Genomic DNA, 17935 nt, shown 5'->3' on the forward strand with positions numbered 1-17935 from the left:
CTATGATGGTTCGGGGAAGGACCTCCTCCACTACAGCTGTTTGGCCGACAGGAAGCTGGGACAGTACGGGAAGACCATCATGCTGGGGACGATGCCCTACAAGCTTCCTGAGGAATGAGTTTAGCTAGCTATTAACAATCCCTTTCCACCAAATCCATCGGTTGTCTTCCCTCGAGCCTCAATAAGCCTTTCACCCATTCGCACACCGATATTCCGTTTATTTCCCTGGTGTAAAAGTCAGAACCCACGAGGGGATAGCCATAGAGCACGGTGTGGCCCATTCCAAATGGCAAGAATCTGAAGAGGTTGTTTGGACATGAGTTCTTGAGTTCACCCCAAACCTCCAACAGTTTTTCTTTGAATTCCTTTCCCGTATACCATAGAAACACGTTACCTATAACGAAATCCTTCTGATCTTCGTAGAGAGCATAAATACTGTCCCTATACTTTGGATCGTTGTAAAGATCCAAAAAGTACAAGAGACCATATGCCACCTCCCCCCTCTCCAGGATTATTTTCCTCACATTTTCGGGTTGATTTTGGAGGAACCCCCAACAATAATCCGTCATCTCGAGCGTGAAATTCGGATTCCTCTTGGAAGTCAAGCCCGGACCGGCATCGTTTATGATAACAACGGGTTGGTTGAAGATTTCGATCACGTTGAGAGCATGGGCAAGCGTTCCATATCCTCCAGCACTCGAGCCCGCCAACACGATTTTACCGGGGTTTTGGAACTCCTGTGCCGCCCAACGGAGGGCGACCGTGGCATTAACATAACCCACGTGATATACTACCTTGCTTTTCTTCGGATTAATCGGATTCAAGTATTTCATTACCCTATTACCTGAGTGAACATCCGCAGTACAATAAGGAACGAAAACAAAGGTCCAATCCCTGAAGGGGTTGTCGGGGTTCCTCCTGTCAAAAATACCACACTTGGGTGGTAACAACTCACAAATGTAGCTGAAAGCCATGGTGTAGTAAGTGACGAAATCAGTGGCAGCTCCACCCCCTTCTAAATATATGAGGAGATTGTTGGAGCTTCCCTTGCTCACCATGATATAGGTTCTCTTATTATCGGCATTAACACACGGATACGGAAGATAGATTTTTTCCCAATCGATACCATTGGCTGGATCATCTATCATCAGCTCGTTTGCTCTTTTCATGGAGGAAATGTCTATCTTGAAGGGATCCGCGTAATACGATACAAGGATTTGTCTATAAGCGCAACTAGAGCTTCCGGTATTGGCCGTGGCACTTTGGAAAGAAACTAAACAAATGAGTACCGAAACACACACCGCTAACAGAGGATACCGGATCGAATCCTTCTCATTCTGTTTAAGTCTCCCCACCTTTTTTTCTTTAGCGAAGTCGTTTATAAATTTGACTTACCTCGGAAAACGAGATAGTGCCGGGGGCGGGACTCGAACCCGCGATCTCCGGATTTCCCATCATCCCTGAGGTCAGCACTCATAGCAGGGCTATGAGTCCGGCGCTCTAACCATCTGAGCCACCCCGGCCAAACAAAAATAAGGGGTCAAAAACTTATAACTTACTCCAAAGTAAGCCCCCAACCTTTCAGCGATTCACCAAGCCTTTTTCCCTTGCAGAGTGCTGTACACCCTTCCTCGTGTCCCACCACCACTACATCCGCCAAACCACTAAAAATTCCGTTCTCTACCACTCCAGGCACCGAGTTTATTCTCTTCTCGAGCTCTCGGGGCCTTTTTATCAGACCAAAAAACACATCCAGCACATAATTCCCGTTGTCTGTGAGGAAGGGCCTACCCTTCTCCTCTCTTATTGAAGCTTTTCCTCCCAGTCTTTCAAGCCTTGTCGCCGTTTGCTTCCAACCAAAGGGAAGAACCTCAACTGGAACAGGCCTCTTTTCTCCCAAGACCCTCACCAACTTGGTTTTATCCACGGCAATCACCACTTCCCTCGAAACCAGTGCCAAGAGTTTCTCCCTTGTATGTGCTCCCCCTCCCCCCTTGAGGAGATCCAATTCCGGATCGACTTCGTCTGCCCCATCTATCGTCAAATCCACTTCCCCATATTCTTCCAACGTACCCAATCTAAGTCCCACTTCTTTACAAAGACTTTCCGTGGAGCGGGAAGCAGGGATGAAAATCGACCTGGGTCTTCTTTCTCCCAGCATCTTCACCATCTCCGCCACCGTAGTACCAGAACCCAAACCCACCACCTCTTTACCATCCGCCAATTCGACTGCTCCCCTAGCGGCCTTCCTTTTCCATTCCGCCACTGCTGAAGGAGTCGGAACCACCTTCTTTTCCACTTCCTTCCCCTCCCACAAGCCTTTCTTTTCAGGGAAGGAGGGGTTAAATATGGTAGTGGACAAAAAAAGGAGGAGCCTATGAAGACCATACCTGTAAGGGAAATAATGACAGAAAACGTGGTAACCTGTACGCCCAACACCAACGTAGCTAAAGCCGCCAAACTGATGACCGAAAAAGGAGTGGGATGCGTAGTGGTAACAAGGAACAGAAAACCCGTGGGTATCCTCACGGAACAGGATATTCTCACGAAAGTGGTGAGCGTGGATTTGAAGGCCAGCAAAATAAAGGTGGGAGACATCATGTCGAAGAAACTCATCACCATAGAAGCCGATTCCGATGTACTCGACGCTGCCAGGCTCATGACCAAGCACAAGATAAGAAGGCTTCCTGTGGTGAAGGGAGGGGTTTTGGTGGGGATCCTCACCGCCTCCGACATAGCTTCCTTTTCTCCAGGAATGGCCGAAACCATCGAACACCACGAAGTGCTCAGAAGGGAGGAAATAGGGAGGAGCGTCTGCGAACTCTGCGGGGAGGTCAAGGAGGGGCTTAGGGAAGTAAACGGAAGATGGGTTTGCGAAGACTGTGCTGAAAGCGAAACCTAGAACCAAAACTGAAGGGGAGAAACCTTCCAGCAAAACTTTTTACTCTCCCCCTTCTTCGACGATAAAGTTAAAGTTGGTAAGGAAGAGGGGGATAGGGCGGCCGTGGTCCAGCCTGGTCTAAGACCCGGGCTCCCCGTGAGCCAAGGGCTCGGGGAGGGCCCGTGACGCGGGTTCGAATCCCGCCGGCCGCACCACTGCCTTTGGCGAGGGTTAAAAGCTCCAAATCTATTCGTTTGGGTGAAGGATTCCCCCAGTACCTCCGTAATCCTCGTACTGGATCCCTTGGAAATTGTACTTATTCGATTCTCCACTTCTTCGCTGCCTTTACGATGAGGAAGATCACGAAAGCCACGATGATAAAGGTTAGGAGGGCACCCAAGAAGTGACCCACCCTGAAGGGACCCACCTCCAGTCCTTCCCAAGGTCCCGGGGTCACCAGCTGGATGATGGGCATGATCAAATCCGAGACCAAGGCCTGTACCAGTGCACCCAAGTAAAGACCTAGGATGAAAGCCACTGCCATCCCCAAGACTTTATATTTGGAGAGAAAGTCCATGAACTCTGCCCTGAAACCTTTAGGAGGCGGAGGAGGAGGTTTCGGCTCCAAAAGGGTCCTTATGCGCTTTAACTCCTCCAGCATTTCTTCCTCTTTAGCCACATTTCTTTTTCTCCCCCAATTTTTAAAGCCTATCCTTTATCCTCTCCAACCAAGCCGGTAGAGTAGGCTCTGGAAGGATCCTGCGGGGAACATATGGTCTAAGGTCCAAAACGGGTGTACCGTTGAAGAGGTCCAAGCCCGAGACCCTCAGGAATCTCCCCCTCCTTTCCTCCAACTTCACCACCGTTATGCCCAGAGGATTGGGACGGTGGGGGGAATCGGTACAGAAAACTCCCACTTCGGGTATTTCCTCTTCGGGAACCCCCAACCCGATTAACCTCCTGGGTCTCACTTTCAGGACCTTCCTCTCCCTTTCTCCAACCTTATGCAGCCAAACCAACAGTTTAAGGTGAGAGAAGTTTTCTATTCCATCCAACGCCTGCTCGTATTCGGGATAGATCTCTATCTCTCCCTCCACCCCTCCCGTTTTCCAGGCCTCTTTCACTTGCTCGTCACTCAGGTTCACTCTAACTACCCCGATCGGTCTGAGTTCCATCAGCACACAACGACCCTTCGTGGGAAAACTTAAAAAATGGTCCTCGAAGGTTAGCCGATGGAGGAAAAGAAAGGGATACCTCTGCTGGGAGACAGGTTTCCCGAAATGAGGGTTAGAACGACACACGGTGAAAAACTCTTACCCAACGACTATGCCGGAAAATGGTTCGTGCTCTTCAGCCATCCTGCGGACTTCACCCCGGTATGTACCACCGAGTTCGTGGCTTTCCAGAAGAGGTACGAAAGGTTCAAGGCTCTCAACTGTGAGCTCATAGGCCTCAGCGTGGATCAAGTCTTCTCCCATCTCAAATGGATGGAGTGGATCAGGGAAAAACTGGGTGTGGAAATCCAGTTCCCCATCATCGCCGACACGGGGGCTGTGGCGGAGAAGTTGGGACTCATCCATCCGGGCAAAGGAACGAATACGGTAAGGGCCGTTTTCGTGGTGGATGCGGAGGGAAAAATACGCATCATCATATACTATCCCCAAGAGCTGGGGAGGAACATCGATGAAATCCTCAGGACGGTGGAAGCCATGCAGCTCTCCGACAAGTACGGGGTAGCCATGCCCGCCAACTGGCCCAACAACGAACTGGTGGGGGACCATGTGATCGTTCCTCCAGCGAACACCGTGAAAGCCCTGCAGGAAAGGCTGGAAAAGGCCAAGGCTGGAGAAATAGAGTGCTTCGACTGGTGGTTCTGTCACAAGAAACTCCAGCGCTGAAGCCTAGAAATCCGGCATGATTTAAGGGAAAAGACGGCGAAAAGAAAAAGATGGAAATAAGGGCAGTGAAGCCTCTCGTGTGGAACTTTCAAATAGTGGGGGGAAGGGATGCGTGGAGAGAAGTAGTCTATTCCGCTAGGCTTTCGGGGGTACCGGAAAACCTGGAGGAGGAAGAAGTCTTCAGGATGATGGTGAGGAACGATTACGGTTCCGCATTGGAACACATCGTGATCAAGTTCGATGTGAAGATGTCGAAAGGGATGGCCCCCGAATTCCTCGAGCATAGGATCGTCAGCCACACAGGCTTTTCCACCAGGTATCTAAAGGCGGACGAGGGTATAGAGAAGGAAAAGCGTGTTTACGAAGTGATAGTGCCTTGGCATCTCCTGGGAAAGAAGGAAGACGATCCCTTCTTGAAGGGTTTCTGGAGGGTGGTGGAGGAATGCTTGAGGGAATACGAGAGGATGCTGGAAGGGGGATTGCCTAGGGAAGCTGCGAGGTATCTCCTTCCCTTTTGCCAAGCGGTGGGAATCTACCATGTCACCATGAACCTCCGCTCCCTCCTCAACCTCCTGGGCCTGAGGCTCTGCGTCAGGGCCTCTCCCGAATTCAGATGCTTGGCCTCCCAGCTCTATTTCCTGCTCCTCGAACACCTCCCCCTCCTCAGGGGGCTGGTGGGATGCAGGGGTTTCATGCTCAGGGTCTGCCCGGAGGAAGGAGTAACTGGGGTGAGAAGTGGAAAACCGCATCCCTTCTATCCCCCCTGTCCTTTCAGGAATCCCAAGAGCAAGATCTTCCTTCCCACGAAGGGAGAAAAACCCTCTTCCTTTGATCCCTCCAAGGCCCTGAAGGTACAGGAGGAGCTTTTCCTCCAATGGGCCTCTTGGGGTGAAAAACCGAGCAGAGAACCCCGTAGTTAAATGCCCGCCAACCTTCCCCCAGAGTACTTCAAGGCCGAACAAAGGTACTTGCAGGCCAAGACCCTCGAGGAGAAAATCCAGGCCACCCAGGAGCTCATCAGGATCGCCCCAAAGCACAAGGGTACTGAAAAGCTCCTCCGGATGCTGAAACAAAGGCTCGCCAAGCTGAGGAGGGAATTGGAGGAAAGGGAGAGGAGGAGGGGTGGAGGGGGACCCAGCTTTGCCGTGAAGAAAGAGGGATGCGCCCAGGTGGCTCTGGTAGGACTGCCCAATTCTGGTAAATCCACCCTCCTCAGGAAGCTCACGAATGCTAGACCAGAAGTGGCGGACTATCCCTTCACCACCAGGTTCCCCGTTCCGGGTATGATGGACTACGAGGATGTGCAAGTCCAGCTCGTGGAGATACCCTCAATCGTGGAAGGGTCCAGCTGGGGTAGGGGACTGGGGGCTCAACCTTTGAGCGCCGCTAGGAACGCGGATGTCATCGCACTCGTCTTGGACGCCTCTTCCCATCCCCTCCAACAACTGGAAATCCTGGTGAAGGAACTGGAGGAGAGCGGGGTTAGGTTGAACCGTTCCCCACCTAAGGTCACCATAGAGAGGAGGGAGGAGGGGGGAATAGTGATCAGGGGAAAGGAATTGATGGAGGGAGGGGAGGAAGAAATCAAGAGGATTTTGAGAGAACACAGGATACATAACGCCTTCGTGGTGGTGGAGGAAAGGATAACTCCTCAGACCTTCGAGGAGGTGCTGGAGGGATCGGTGGTCTATCGCCCATGCTTCGTTCTCCTCACCAAGACCGATCTTTGCCCCACACCCTCCCTCCCCATACCCTTCAAGGTAATAGACGCTGGGAAGGACCCCGGGGAGCTCAAGAGGGAAATTTTCCAAAGCCTTGGTCTCATCAGGGTCTACACCAAAAAACCCAACGAGGAACCCTCCGACAAACCCCTCGTTTTGCCCAAGGGATCCACCCCCATAGATGTGGCGAGGGCCATCCACAAGGAACTCGAAAGGGAAATGAGGGCGGTGAGGGTGTGGGGATCCACCCGCTTCCCCGGACAATGGGTGCCCAGAGACTATCCCCTCCAAGACGGGGATGTGGTTGAGCTTCACACCTAAAGGAGCCTCTTGATCCTCTCCTCTATCACACTTGCGGGCAGGGCCCCTACCGTCTCATCCACGAGCTTTCCTTCCTTGAAGTAGAGGAGGGTGGGAATGCTCATGATCCCGAAGCGCTGTGCCACGGAGGGGTTCTCATCCACGTTCAGCTTTCCGAAGACCACCCTTCCGGCATATTTCTTCGCCAGCTCCTCTACCACGGGTGAGAGGAGCCTGCAAGGGGGACACCAAGCGGCCCAGAAATCCACCACCACTCGAGGATTCGCCCTGATGAACTCGTCGAAGTTCTCCTCCGTAACTTCAACCGGTCCTTCGGTACCCATTTTCCTCCCCTTTAGCCACCTCTCTTCCAACTCTTTAAGCTTCCTCTCCCGTATCCTCGCGAGTTCCTCATCCTCCATCCTACTACCCCTTCTGCCCCTAAAATACCTCCAAGTTAATTTTTAAAGAAGACCCCCTAAGGAGAGAGGGATGAAAAAGCCCAAGCTCATCGTCATAGCCGGAGGGGGAAGGGTAGGTTCCCACCTGGCCGAGATCCTCACCAAGAAGGGAAAGGATGTGGTCCTCATAGACAAGGATCCCCAGGTGTGCGAAAAACTGGCCGAAAGGCTCAACGCCCTCATCCTCTGCGGTGATGCCACCGAGAGGGAGACGTTGGAGGAAGCCAAGATAAAGGAGGCGGATGTCTTCGTGGGGGCTACGGGAAACGACAACGACAACATCGTGGCCTGCCAGCTGGCCAAAAACGCCTATGGTGTTCCCCTGGTGATGGCCAGAGTAGAGGATCCGGAGATGGCCAAGATGTCCAAGAGCTTCAACATCGACCTGATGGTCAGTCCCTCCCATGTGGCTTCCATGGTGCTTGAGAACGCCATTTCCCTTCCAGGCACCACCTCCATCTTCCTCTCGGATACTCCCATGACGGCGGCGGAGATAAGGATCCCAGAGGGTTCGAAGGTGGTCCACAAGAAACTCTCGGAGCTCGCCATACCCAGGGGATGCATCATAGGAATGATCTACAGGGATGGGGAACTCGTCGTCCCCAGGGGGGAAACCGTGCTGGAGGCGGGGGATATCGTGGCAATCATGGGTAAGGAGGAGGCTATAGCCAAGCTGGTGGACCAAATAAGGGGTAGGTGAAGATGGCCTTCAGAAAGCTCGGACTGAGGGGATTCTTGGAAAAGAACTGGGATTTCCTGAGCGGGCTCGTGGTGGAGTTCACCATCGCCTCCGCCCTCATCCTCCTCTCCGCGGCTCTCTGCTTCCTAGTCGTAACCCTCTCCTCCCTTTGAGGTGCTCGCTTGCTTTTCCGTCTCACGGGAGGGGACTGGAAGATCATCCTCTACAATCTGGGGAGGATGCTCCATCTCCTCTCCTTCGTCTTCCTCCTCCCCCTCCTTCCCGCCTTCCTTTACGAAGAACTCGACACCCTGCCCTACTTCTTCCTCACCTCCGGTCTGACACTCCTCATAGCCACCTTCCTCTCCCACTCGTTCAGGACGGAAGAACAAATGGAACTCAAACATGCCCTATGTTTGGTGGCTCTGGCCTGGCTCCTCACCTCTCTCTTGGCCTCCTTTCCCCTCTGGCTGGGAAAGGCCTGCTCTTCCTTCCTGGATGCCTGCTTCGAATCTCTAAGCGGCTTCACGGGCACGGGTCTCACCCTAGCCGTTGATCCCGACCACCTCGCCCGCTCCCTTCATTTCCACCGCCATCTCCTCCAGTTCCTGGGTGACGGGGTGGGAATCGTGGTGGTCTCCCTCGCCGTGCTGGGGAGGACCGAGATGAGCAGTGTACTGGCCTTCAGGGGGGAGGCGAGGGAGGAAGGGATCAGACCGAGCGTGATAAGGACCACCAGGCTCATCTTCGGCATAGCCTTCACCTTCTTCATACTCGGAGCCCTTCTCCTCACCCTTGCGGGAATCTACGAGGGAGCCGACCCCGATACGGCCCTTTTCGACGGTGTTTGTCACTCCTTCACCGGATACGCCACGGGCGGGTTCAGTCCCCATTCCCAGAACCTCATGTACTACCACGGAATGGTTTACGAAATCGTGGCCATGATCCTGGCGGTAATAGGGGCCCTGAACTTCAACTTGCATTATGCCCTCCTCACGGGCAGAAAGAATGAAATTTTCAAGAACACGGAAGTAAAGGTCTTCTTCTCCACCACCTTCCTCCTGTGCACCCTTACCACCCTCTTTCTCTTTGGAAAGGGGATATACGCCTCGACCGAGGCCCTCTTCAGGAGGGGTGTCTTCCAGCTCATCTCCGCCCAAACCACCACCGGTTTCTACACCATCCCTCCCCCCCACTTGGTACTGATCTGGCCCCTCTCCCTCCTCCTGATCCTCTCCCTCTCGATGTTGCTGGGGGGCTGCGCCAACTCCACGTCCGGAGGCATCAAATCCCTAAGGGTTGGAATCCTGCTCAAATCCTTCGCCTTGGAGCTCAAGCGCCCCTTCCTTCCCAGATCCGCGGTAATAGGGGACAGGTTCCACCATCTGAAGGATTCTCCCCTCACCTCGGCGGTGGTTAGGGGTGCAGCGGTGGTGGCCACTTCTTACCTCCTCCTCTTCTTCTCGGGAACCTTCATCACCGCGGCCTATGGTTACGGTGTTGGGGAAGCCATGTTCGAAACCGCTTCCGCCCTCTCCAACGTGGGACTGAGCTGCGGGATCACCCATCCCTCCATGCCAGCGGGTCTCAAACTGACCTACATGATGCTCATGTGGATGGGGAGGCTGGAGGTCCTGACCGTCCTCGTCCTCCTCATCGCCCTAGCCCTGAGCTTGGGGAGGAAGGTCGAATGATAGAAAGGATCCTCCTCTGCCTCCTCCTCTCTTTGCTCTTCCTTCCCGCGGTGGGAGCCATTCCGGTGGAAGAACTGATGAAGAATCCCCAAGAATGGGATGGAAAATCCCTCACCGTAAGGGGGGAAGTGGTGGGAAGGCTGGAAAAGAAGGGGGGTGTCTGGTTGAACCTTCTGGACAACGGCTGGCCGCTGGGAGTTTGGTGTACGAAGGAACTGGCAAGGGAGGTGAGGGTGATAGGGGACTACAAACAGGTAGGGGATACGGTAGAGGTAACGGGGATCTTCCATGCCAAATGCAGGGAACACGGAGGGGAACCGGATTTCCATGCCGAAAACTTGAAGGTGGTATCGGAGGGATACGCGATCCGGAGACCCATAAACTTTCCCCTCCTAATCCTCTCCCTTTCCCTCTTCTTGGCCGGTCTCTCCACCGCCCTCCTCCTCCGCCTGAGACGCAGGGAACCCTTCTGGGGCTACTCCCCTGAAAGCTTTTAACCCCGGGTGGGGGGAATGGGTGGATGCTCCAAGAACAAGAACTGGAAGCCTACAGGAAGGCGGGAAAGCTGCTGGCAGAGGTGAGGGAAAAGATCAAGCCCATGGTGAAGGTGGGGGAGTCCCTAGTAAGAATAGCGGAGGAGGCGGAAAGGCTCATCCAAGAAAAGGGGGCCAAACCCGCCTTCCCCTGCAATGTTTCCCTCAACGAGGTGGCGGCACACTACAGTCCCCCGGCCGACGATCCAACCGTGATCAAGGAAGGGGACTTGGTGAAGGTGGACCTAGGGGCCCACCTGGACGGCTACATCGCCGACACTGCCTTCACGATAGCCACGGACGAGGAGGGAGAAAGGTTGAAGGAAGCTGCCGAGAAGGCCCTGGAGGCAGCCATAGCAACGGTGAAACCGGGAGTGGATGTGGGGGAAGTGGGAAGGGCCATAGAAGAGGCTGCCAAAGGGGCTGGCTTCAAACCCATCGCCAACCTCACGGGACATGCCCTCTCCCGCTGGACCTTGCATGGAGGCCTCACCATCCCCAACCTCTCGGGACGAACGGGACAAAGGCTGGAGGCGGGGGAGGTCATAGCCCTGGAACCCTTCGTGACGGGAGGGGCGGGTTATGTGGAGGATACCAAGGAAGTTCTCATCTTCAGGTACCTTAGGGAACGCCCGGTGAGGCTGAGGATGACGAGGGAGCTCCTGAGGGACCTCAAAAAGATGTACAACGGTCTTCCCTTCGCGGAGAGATGGTTGGCCAAGCGCATGTCCAAACTTAGACTCAGGCTCACCCTCAGGGAACTGGTGGAAGTGGGTGCCCTCTGGCCATACCACGTGCTGGTGGAGAGGTCTGGTAAGAAGGTGGCCCAGGCGGAGCACACGGTTTTGGTAACGGAAGAGGGGTGTGAGGTCCTCACCGTCTGAGATCACTGAGGGAAAGGACACCCAGCACTAGGCTGAGAAGGGAGTAGGGAAAGAGGAGGAAGGCGAAATTGCCCCTGCTTAAAACTGCCCCACCCACCAGAGGACCCACCACATGGCCCACGGAATAAGCCATGAGGAAAAGGGCCGAAGCCACCCCTGCTTCGGGGACGGCTTCGGTGATGAGGGGAAGAGCGGAGGAGAGGGGTGCCCCTATGGCCAGACCCAACAAACAAAAGGTGGCGGTCGCCTGCAAGGGGGAATTCACGAAGAGAACCGTTGGAAAGGAAACCGCACAAAGGAGGAGGCCCCACCCTATTACTCTCCTCCTTCCGAACCTATCGCTGGCGAAGCCGAAGAGGGGTCTGGAGATCACCAAAGAGAGGGCTGCCAGCCCGAACATCGTGCCTATCTCACCCTGTCCCAGCCCCAGATGGGAGGAAAGGTAGGGAGGGGCGAAGGGTTCCAGAAAGCCAAAGCCCATCCAGACGAGCAGGGCCACCGAGCAGGAGAGGACGGCATCGGGATTCCTAACCCCTTTGAGGAAAGGGGAGGAACCGAGGCCCAAGCCTGAAGAAGGGGGCTCCCGGAGGAGTAAGAAGGAGAGGATGCCCAACAAAAGGGAGAGAAGGGCCCATACCTCGAAGGGTCTGGAATAACCACCCACTTCGGCCAACCATCCCCCGAAGGGAGGTCCCGCTATGGCTCCCAAACCCATGGAAGCGGTTACCCACCCCAACGTCCTCCCCCTCCTGGAAGAAGGGGTGAGATCCGTCAGGAGGGCCAGGGAAGCGATCCAGATCGAGGCCGCCGCCATTCCCTGGATACTCCTGCTCAAAAAGAGCTGGACAAAGGAAGAAGAGAGGGAGAAAGAGAGACTGGAGAGGGCCAGCGCTATCATCCCCAAACCCAGCAAAGACTTCCTCCCCATCCTTTCACAGAGGATGCCCAAGGGAAGGGTGACCAGAAGGTGGACCAAGGGATATGCGGCAAAAACCAAACCCAAGAGGGTGGGGGAAAGGTGGAATTCCGAGGCCCTCAGGGGGACGGTGGGAATCACTATTCCATAACCTGCTGCATCCAGGAAAACCGCAACACAGGCCAAGAAGAGAGCCCTTTTCATCTCTCCTCTTCTCGACCTGAATAAAAACCGATGCTCATTCCTTACGGAGTACCAGGAGGACGTGGTCCTTCTCGTATGGCTCCAGCAACTTGAAGTCCACGAGCTTCATTTCCTCACCCAGTTTCTCCCTCTCCTCCCTGAAAACTTCCTTGACACTTTTGGTAACGTCTATGCTTTTTGCCTTAAGGAAGAAGAGGACCCAGCCTCCGGGTCTCAAATAAATCAGGTTCCTCTTCAGGATCTCCGTTTGATCGGGTTGGGCCACGTCCTGATAGATCACGTCGGCCTCCTCCAAAAGGAAGCGGTAGGAAGAAGGATACCTGGCGTCGGAGAGAATGGGAATCATGTTCTTCCTCTTCTCGCAGAGGGGAAGGAGATCCCTCATCGGACGGAAGGAGAGCTCCACACACCAGATCACCCCTCTTTCCCCCACGATGTCGGAGAGATGGCTGGCCGTAGTACCCGAAGCCGCGCCCAGGTAGAGGACCCTAGACCCCCTGCCCACGGGCATTTCCTTCAGTCCCAGATGGAGGGCTGAGGAGAGTTTGCTCCTGTAGGGATCCCAAACCCTATACTCCGTTCCATCCACCCTCACGAGCTCCTCCCCATACACCCTCTCTCCAGGAAGGAGGTTCCTGGTCGCCAGCTTCTTCCCTTCGGGAAATCTAAGCCAATAAACTCCTGGAAACCTCTCCTCCACTTCCACCCTCACTTCTTTCCACCCCTTATTTCGGATAGACGCCTTTCGAGCTCGAGGGATAGCCTGTCACCCAAGTAGCTCCCTCCCATCAGATCCACCCTAGCCGCTATGCTGACCTTTCCCGCCACCGCCCTCGCTATCTTTCCCCTCAGCTTTTTGGGAGCAGAACGGAGGGGAGGGAAGCGATAGAGTACTCCGTGCTTGGGCGGTTTTCCTTTGGAACGTAGGGCCCTGAAGAGGGCCTTTTCCGCCCCCAAGATTTGGATGGTGCTGGTGGGCATCCTAGCCAACTTCTCCAGCCCACCCGCGAGCGAGATGAGGCGAGCGCCCAGGAGACTTCCCACCACGGCTTTCAAGTTGGGTGCCACCTCCTCCATCTTCCTTTCCAAATACTCGGTCAGCTTCTTCCTGAGGGAGAGGAGTTCCAGGATCTTCCTCCCGCCCTCCTTCATGACTTCCAGGTCTTCCCTCCCCACTTCTGCCCCAAGGGAGTTCCTAGCTGAGGAGGCGATCTTTTTGGCCCTCTCGGGGGGAAGACCCAACCCCACCAGTTTTTCCTCCGTAAACTCTTCCCTCTTTCCCAAGAGAACCAGCAACCTGACATATTCCTCATGATCGGCCACCAGTTCATCCAGTTCCGGGAAGTGTAGGGAATACCATTCCCTCAGGAGGTTTACGAGGAGGTTGAGGGTCCTGTCCAGCTCCTCCAGCATCTTGGAGGCCCCGATCACACACCTGTCCCTTTCCGCCATTTTCTCTCCCACTTCCTTCCTCGCCAGCTCCAGCGAGACCTCCCTCACCCTCTCCGAGAGGGGGATTCCGCAAATGCTGGCTATCTCCCCTCCCCTCCTCCTCAGTTCCTCCCCCCCCTTCCCAGGAAACTCGGCGCGGAAGAGAATCCCTGGAAAACGGGATCCCAGCCTCCTCGCCAGCTCCTCTTCTTCCACCACGAACTCCCTGTACCCCTTCCCCACCAGCTCCTCCACCAACTGGAGATGCTCTGGGGTGGGCTCCCCCCTCCGGAGGATTGAGATCCTCTCCGCGGCCTCGGAGGGTGAACCGAAGATCCTGAAGGCCACTACCCTCTCCCCCTCGAAGGCGAAGACCCCTAGCACGTTTTCCGCCAGCTGGAGTTCCATCTTCCTTCCCTCCTCCGCAGACGATAAAGCTACCTGAGTAGCCATGGATTACCAATCCTCACCTTCACTAGTCCCTCCTTCTTACAGAGGGCCAAGTACCTCTCCGCCTCCTCTCTCCTCGTGTAGGGGAGATCCCCCATCCAGTGAAGGGGATGGAAGGCCAAAAGGACATACGGAATGGTGGGGTCGAGGTCGGCGATGAAGGAGGCAAGGGCCCTCACCTCCTCTTCGTCCACGTAACCTGGAACGAGCAGGGTGCTGGCGCGAAGGAAGGGTACCTCCGGTCTCTTTGCGTGCAAACGGGAGAGTCTCTCGAAATTTTGATAGGGGACCCTCGTCCTCACGCCGGAAAGAGCATAAAGCATTTCCTCAGACCAGCATTTGAGGTCGGCCTTTATCCCTCCCCCGCTCTCCAAACAAATCCTTCCCACTTCCTCCAGATCCTTCGGATGCTGGTTCAGGTTGGTCTCCAAACATATCCTAAGGAGCCTTCCCTCCCTTTCCGCCCTTTCCCTCAGGGCCCTGGCCGAGGAAAGGACGAAGGGCATTTGACTTGAAGGATCCCCCCCGAAATAACAGGCACACCCCACCCTTTCATCTGCCTCCTCCGCCAGCTCCTCCGGTCCCGCCACCGGACCGCCCTGCCTGAGCATGGTCTTGAAGCTAAAGTTCTGACAGAAAAGACAGTTGTAAGTACAGCTTCCCAAGAAGATGGCGAGGTTGAAATATCCCAAGTCCCCCCTGGGAGAACGACACCACTTGGGATAACCCGCTCCCCCAGAACCTGCGCAGAACTCGGCGGGCACGCAGTTGGTGGGGAGGGGATCCAGATACCAACTGACCAGTCCCCTTTCGGCGGTTCCCCATCTCCTCACCAACTTTCCCCCCTCGTTCTTTACCAGTCCACAATAACCCCATCCCCCCTCGGGTATCCTGCAGGCGTTTCCGCATCCCTCACAAGCCGGAGCCCCAGGCTCTTTGGGAACCAGCGGAGGAAGACCCATCCCCTTCCTGGTCCTAGCGTGGGCTGCCTCTATCCAAGGCTTGGCCTCTTCGAAGCGTTCCCTCACGCAACGTGGACAGACAGCGAGCACGGAAGAAAGGGCCTCCTTCCCGCATACCCTGCACTCCATCAGAATCCTTTAAGGAAGGAGGGAAAGTATAGATGATGAAGCTCTTCGGTACGGAGAGGCTCAAGAGGGGTTTTGCCAGCATGTGCAAGGGCGGGGTGATCATGGACGTGACCACGCCGGAACAGGCCAGAATAGCCGAGGAGGCGGGTGCGGTGGCGGTGATGGCCCTGGAGGCGGTTCCGGCCGATATAAGGAAGGCGGGAGGGGTGGCCAGGATGGCCGACCCCGCCAGGATCAAGGAGATCATGGACGCCGTCTCCATACCCGTGATGGCGAAGTGTAGGATAGGACACTTCGCCGAGGCCCAAGTGCTGGAGGCCCTCGGAGTGGACATGATAGACGAGTCCGAAGTTCTCACCCCTGCCGATGAGGAATATCACATAGACAAGAGGAAATTCAAGGTCCCCTTCGTTTGCGGGGCAAGGGATTTGGGGGAGGCCCTGAGGAGGATCCACGAGGGGGCGGCCATGATAAGAACGAAGGGGGAGGCCGGGACGGGAAACATCGTGGAGGCCGTCAGGCACATCAGACTCACCCTTCGCCAGATAGAGGAACTGAAGAGGCTGAACAGGAAGGGACTGGAGCAGAAGGCCAGGGAGTACAGGGTGCCGGTGGAACTGGTAAAGGAAGTGGCCAGGCTGGGAAGGTTACCCGTGGTATGGTTCTGCGCGGGTGGGATAGCCACGCCCGCCGATGCCTCCCTAGTGATGCAGTTTGGAGTGGATGGAATTTTCGTGGGTTCGGGTATTTTCAAGTCCTCCGATCCCCCACGCATGGCAAGGGCCATCGTGGAGGCCACCAGGTACTACGACGATCCCGAGGTTGTCCTGAGGGCCAGCTGGAACCTCCCCACCCCCATGAAGGGCACGGACCTCAGGACCCTAAGGCCAGAGGAGCTCCTCCACACGAGAGGGATTTAATCCCGGGTGGACTCTTTGAGGATAGGCGTTCTGGGACTGCAGGGAGCCGTTTCGGAACATCTCCTCTCCCTCAGGAGGGCCCTGAAGGTCTTGGGCATGAAGGGTGAAGCCCTTTGGGTGAGCAGGAAGGAGCAACTGGATGGTCTGGAGGGTCTCATCCTCCCGGGAGGGGAGAGCACCACCATAGGTAAACTCATGGTAACTACAGGAATCTTCGATAGGATTCAGGAGGAGGCGAGGAAAGGTCTACCCCTGATGGGGACCTGCGCCGGGATGATCCTCCTGGCGAAGGAGGGTGATGAGGAAGTGAGGAGGACGGGACAACCCCTCCTGGGTCTCATGGACATGAAAGTGATCAGGAACGCCTTCGGTAGACAGAGGGAATCCTTTGAAGCCGATCTGAGGGTGGAGGGTCTGAAGGGGGGACCCTTCAGGGGCGTTTTCATAAGGGCCCCCATCGTGGAGCGTCTGTGGGGAGAAGCCAGGGCAATAGCGGAATTCGAGGGTAAGATCGTGGGGGTAAGGCAGGGAAAGATGCTGGCCCTGAGCTTCCATCCTGAGCTCACTTCCGATACCAGAATACACGAGTACTTCTTACAACTGTGCAGGGGAGGAAGGCCCTAACCCGTGCTGTCGAACTTCCTCATCCTGAGTTCTTTCTTCTTCTGGTCTATCTCCACCAAAAGATAATCGCCGGGTTTGAAGGGAAAGGCTGAGTCCCTCACCAGCTCGGTGGGGAGGTAGATGAAGAACTTATCGTACTCCTTCTCCCCCGTCTTCGTGGGCCTGTTGATCAGCCTTCCTCTTCCCTTGGAAGCCATCCCTACGCTTCCCACGAATTCCTTTATAGGCTTTCCGGTTTTCCCTTCCCTTTTAAATGGGAGGACAGTTTGGTACCCCAATGTTATAAAAAGGGGGAAATCTTGGGGAAGGGTAAAAATTTGTTGACACAAAGTTTAAACCTTGGATTGAAAAGAAAAAACGGTGCAATCCCAAGAAAAAAGGAAAAACTGCCCGGAATGTGGGGCTGAATTCTACTCAACTTTAGGGTTGGTCCTCCATCTACAACAACACGGCTATTCCAAAAGGGAAGCTTGGGAGAAGGCCAGGAAAGCTCAGAAATAAACCAGTCGGTAGGTACCCTTCTTCAACCCAGCGAACTCCTCCACCTTGTCCACCGCATCCTTGAAGGTACCAAGCCCGTCCACCAAACCGAGGGCCAAAGCCTCCGTTCCGTAAACGGTGGAACCATCCTTGAGGGACTCGAGCACGTTCTCCAACTGGGGACGGTTGCGCTTGATGCGGTCCGTCATCTCCCTCAGCATGTTCTCCACCAGGCTCTGCAGATACCTATTCTCCTCCGGAGTCGGACTCCTATACCATGCCCCCATGTCCTTGAGTTCCCCCGTACACCACCTGTAGTACTTTATTCCCTCCTTCTCCAGCCAGTTCTCATAGCTCACCCAAATGGCTATCACCCCCAAACCCGCAGTGAGGGTGGTGCTACGGGCGAAAAGATACCGAGCAGGAGTGGAGAGGAGGTAGGCACCGGAGGTGGCATACTCCTTCATGCTGACCACCACCGGCTTCTCGGAGGCGAGCTTGCGCATGACCGCCTCCGTCTCAAAACAGGCCTGAACGGTTCCACCCGGACTGTTCACTTCCACCACCACTCCCTTCACCCGAGAATCCCTCAGGGCCCTATCGAGGAGATCCGCATACCTGAAGTCTTCCACCTCCCCCTCCACCCTTATCACGACCACCTTGTCCTTGGGGCCCAAGAAATGGAGAGAGGCGAAGGAGAGGGAGGAAAGCAGGAGCAGGGCCACCAATCCCCAGAGATACTGTTTCTTCTTGTTCCTCATCTTTTTT

The 17935-nt window shown here is 55.2% G+C and carries 22 protein-coding genes and 2 tRNA genes; 12 read left to right on the plus strand and 12 right to left on the minus strand.

The genetic code is table 11. The features are described 5' to 3' along the window. Window positions 1-131 precede the first annotated feature (131 nt). The 3 genes from QXG22_02260 to rpiA all read right to left on the minus strand — a co-directional run bounded on the left by QXG22_02260 (window position 132) and on the right by rpiA (window position 2317). Window positions 132-1148: a pectin acetylesterase-family hydrolase gene (locus tag QXG22_02260; GenBank protein ID MEM0358821.1), complete on the minus strand. Its 1017-nt coding sequence runs from the start codon at window positions 1146-1148 to the stop codon at window positions 132-134. Window positions 1149-1412: 264 nt separating this feature from the next. Next, a tRNA-Met gene (locus QXG22_02265) sits at window positions 1413-1523 on the minus strand. Window positions 1524-1555: 32 nt separating this feature from the next. Then, complete coding sequence (gene rpiA, locus QXG22_02270; GenBank protein MEM0358822.1) at window positions 1556-2317, minus strand: ribose-5-phosphate isomerase RpiA; 762 nt, start codon at window positions 2315-2317, stop codon at window positions 1556-1558. Window positions 2318-2377: 60 nt separating this feature from the next. On the opposite strand from rpiA, the gene QXG22_02275 reads away from it, so the two are divergent. Both QXG22_02275 and QXG22_02280 read left to right on the plus strand, forming a co-directional pair. Beyond that, window positions 2378-2902, plus strand: a complete 525-nt coding sequence (locus tag QXG22_02275; protein MEM0358823.1) for a CBS domain-containing protein — start codon at window positions 2378-2380, stop codon at window positions 2900-2902. Between the two features lie 96 nt (window positions 2903-2998). Then, a tRNA-Gly gene (locus QXG22_02280) sits at window positions 2999-3096 on the plus strand. A gap of 101 nt (window positions 3097-3197) precedes the next feature. On the opposite strand, the gene QXG22_02285 is transcribed toward QXG22_02280, so the two are convergent. Both QXG22_02285 and tsaA read right to left on the minus strand, forming a co-directional pair. Continuing rightward, window positions 3198-3560 (minus strand): MscL family protein, encoded by a 363-nt coding sequence (locus tag QXG22_02285; protein ID MEM0358824.1) that lies wholly within the window; start codon window positions 3558-3560, stop codon window positions 3198-3200. Between the two features lie 22 nt (window positions 3561-3582). Beyond that, a complete protein-coding gene (gene tsaA / locus QXG22_02290; GenBank protein ID MEM0358825.1) occupies window positions 3583-4056 on the minus strand; it encodes a tRNA (N6-threonylcarbamoyladenosine(37)-N6)-methyltransferase TrmO in 474 nt (157 codons plus the stop codon). Between the two features lie 57 nt (window positions 4057-4113). Between tsaA and QXG22_02295 the strand changes: the two genes are divergently transcribed. The 3 genes from QXG22_02295 to QXG22_02305 are packed head-to-tail and all read left to right on the plus strand — an operon-like array spanning window position 4114 to window position 6821. Then, a complete protein-coding gene (locus QXG22_02295) occupies window positions 4114-4779 on the plus strand; it encodes a peroxiredoxin (GenBank protein MEM0358826.1) in 666 nt (221 codons plus the stop codon). A 50-nt stretch (window positions 4780-4829) separates the two neighbouring features. Then, on the plus strand, window positions 4830-5699 hold the full coding sequence (gene thyX / locus QXG22_02300) for an FAD-dependent thymidylate synthase (protein ID MEM0358827.1): 870 nt from the start codon (window positions 4830-4832) through the stop codon (window positions 5697-5699). Next, complete coding sequence (locus QXG22_02305; GenBank protein ID MEM0358828.1) at window positions 5700-6821, plus strand: GTPase; 1122 nt, start codon at window positions 5700-5702, stop codon at window positions 6819-6821. Here the strand turns inward: QXG22_02305 and trxA are convergent. Beyond that, entirely contained in the window at window positions 6818-7222 is a 405-nt protein-coding gene (gene trxA / locus QXG22_02310; GenBank protein ID MEM0358829.1) for a thioredoxin, read from the minus strand. The two genes, QXG22_02305 and trxA, sit on opposite strands and share 4 nt — an antisense overlap. 70 nt (window positions 7223-7292) lie before the next feature. On the opposite strand from trxA, the gene QXG22_02315 reads away from it, so the two are divergent. The 5 genes from QXG22_02315 to map are packed head-to-tail and all read left to right on the plus strand — an operon-like array spanning window position 7293 to window position 11051. Then, complete coding sequence (locus QXG22_02315) at window positions 7293-7961, plus strand: NAD-binding protein (protein MEM0358830.1); 669 nt, start codon at window positions 7293-7295, stop codon at window positions 7959-7961. Continuing rightward, window positions 7958-8113 (plus strand): hypothetical protein, encoded by a 156-nt coding sequence (locus QXG22_02320; protein ID MEM0358831.1) that lies wholly within the window; start codon window positions 7958-7960, stop codon window positions 8111-8113. Before QXG22_02315 ends, QXG22_02320 begins: the two co-directional genes overlap by 4 nt. A gap of 9 nt (window positions 8114-8122) precedes the next feature. Next, a complete protein-coding gene (locus tag QXG22_02325) occupies window positions 8123-9634 on the plus strand; it encodes a potassium transporter TrkG (GenBank protein ID MEM0358832.1) in 1512 nt (503 codons plus the stop codon). Beyond that, window positions 9631-10131, plus strand: coding sequence for a hypothetical protein (locus QXG22_02330; GenBank protein ID MEM0358833.1), 501 nt, complete (start codon window positions 9631-9633; stop codon window positions 10129-10131). The genes QXG22_02325 and QXG22_02330 overlap by 4 nt, the downstream gene beginning before the upstream one ends. Window positions 10132-10154: 23 nt before the next feature. Further along, the gene (gene map, locus QXG22_02335) at window positions 10155-11051 is read left to right on the plus strand and encodes a type II methionyl aminopeptidase (protein MEM0358834.1); all 897 of its coding nucleotides are present in this window, start codon (window positions 10155-10157) and stop codon (window positions 11049-11051) included. Here map and QXG22_02340 read toward each other — a convergent pair. Genes QXG22_02340 through QXG22_02355 form a run of 4 tightly spaced genes read right to left on the minus strand, consistent with a single transcriptional unit; the run spans window position 11041 to window position 15143 of the window. Next, window positions 11041-12171, minus strand: a complete 1131-nt coding sequence (locus QXG22_02340) for an MFS transporter (protein ID MEM0358835.1) — start codon at window positions 12169-12171, stop codon at window positions 11041-11043. The two genes, map and QXG22_02340, sit on opposite strands and share 11 nt — an antisense overlap. 34 nt (window positions 12172-12205) lie before the next feature. Further along, window positions 12206-12883 carry a fibrillarin-like rRNA/tRNA 2'-O-methyltransferase gene (locus tag QXG22_02345; GenBank protein MEM0358836.1) on the minus strand — a complete coding sequence of 226 codons (678 nt, stop codon included), beginning with the start codon at window positions 12881-12883 and terminating at the stop codon, window positions 12206-12208. Continuing rightward, a complete protein-coding gene (locus QXG22_02350) occupies window positions 12880-14055 on the minus strand; it encodes a hypothetical protein (GenBank protein MEM0358837.1) in 1176 nt (391 codons plus the stop codon). The genes QXG22_02345 and QXG22_02350 overlap by 4 nt, the downstream gene beginning before the upstream one ends. Next, complete coding sequence (locus QXG22_02355) at window positions 14040-15143, minus strand: radical SAM protein (protein MEM0358838.1); 1104 nt, start codon at window positions 15141-15143, stop codon at window positions 14040-14042. Before QXG22_02355 ends, QXG22_02350 begins: the two co-directional genes overlap by 16 nt. Window positions 15144-15178: 35 nt before the next feature. On the opposite strand from QXG22_02355, the gene pdxS reads away from it, so the two are divergent. After that, on the plus strand, window positions 15179-16063 hold the full coding sequence (gene pdxS / locus QXG22_02360) for a pyridoxal 5'-phosphate synthase lyase subunit PdxS (protein ID MEM0358839.1): 885 nt from the start codon (window positions 15179-15181) through the stop codon (window positions 16061-16063). A gap of 15 nt (window positions 16064-16078) precedes the next feature. Beyond that, window positions 16079-16687, plus strand: coding sequence for a pyridoxal 5'-phosphate synthase glutaminase subunit PdxT (gene pdxT / locus QXG22_02365; GenBank protein MEM0358840.1), 609 nt, complete (start codon window positions 16079-16081; stop codon window positions 16685-16687). On the opposite strand, the gene QXG22_02370 is transcribed toward pdxT, so the two are convergent. Both QXG22_02370 and QXG22_02375 read right to left on the minus strand, forming a co-directional pair. Beyond that, window positions 16684-16884: a hypothetical protein gene (locus QXG22_02370; protein ID MEM0358841.1), complete on the minus strand. Its 201-nt coding sequence runs from the start codon at window positions 16882-16884 to the stop codon at window positions 16684-16686. The two genes, pdxT and QXG22_02370, sit on opposite strands and share 4 nt — an antisense overlap. 294 nt (window positions 16885-17178) lie before the next feature. Next, complete coding sequence (locus tag QXG22_02375; protein MEM0358842.1) at window positions 17179-17928, minus strand: S49 family peptidase; 750 nt, start codon at window positions 17926-17928, stop codon at window positions 17179-17181. Between the last annotated feature and the right edge of the window lie 7 nt (window positions 17929-17935).

It is taken from the genome of Candidatus Hadarchaeales archaeon (assembly GCA_038736355.1).
GTDB lineage: Archaea > Hadarchaeota > Hadarchaeia > Hadarchaeales > WYZ-LMO6 > WYZ-LMO6.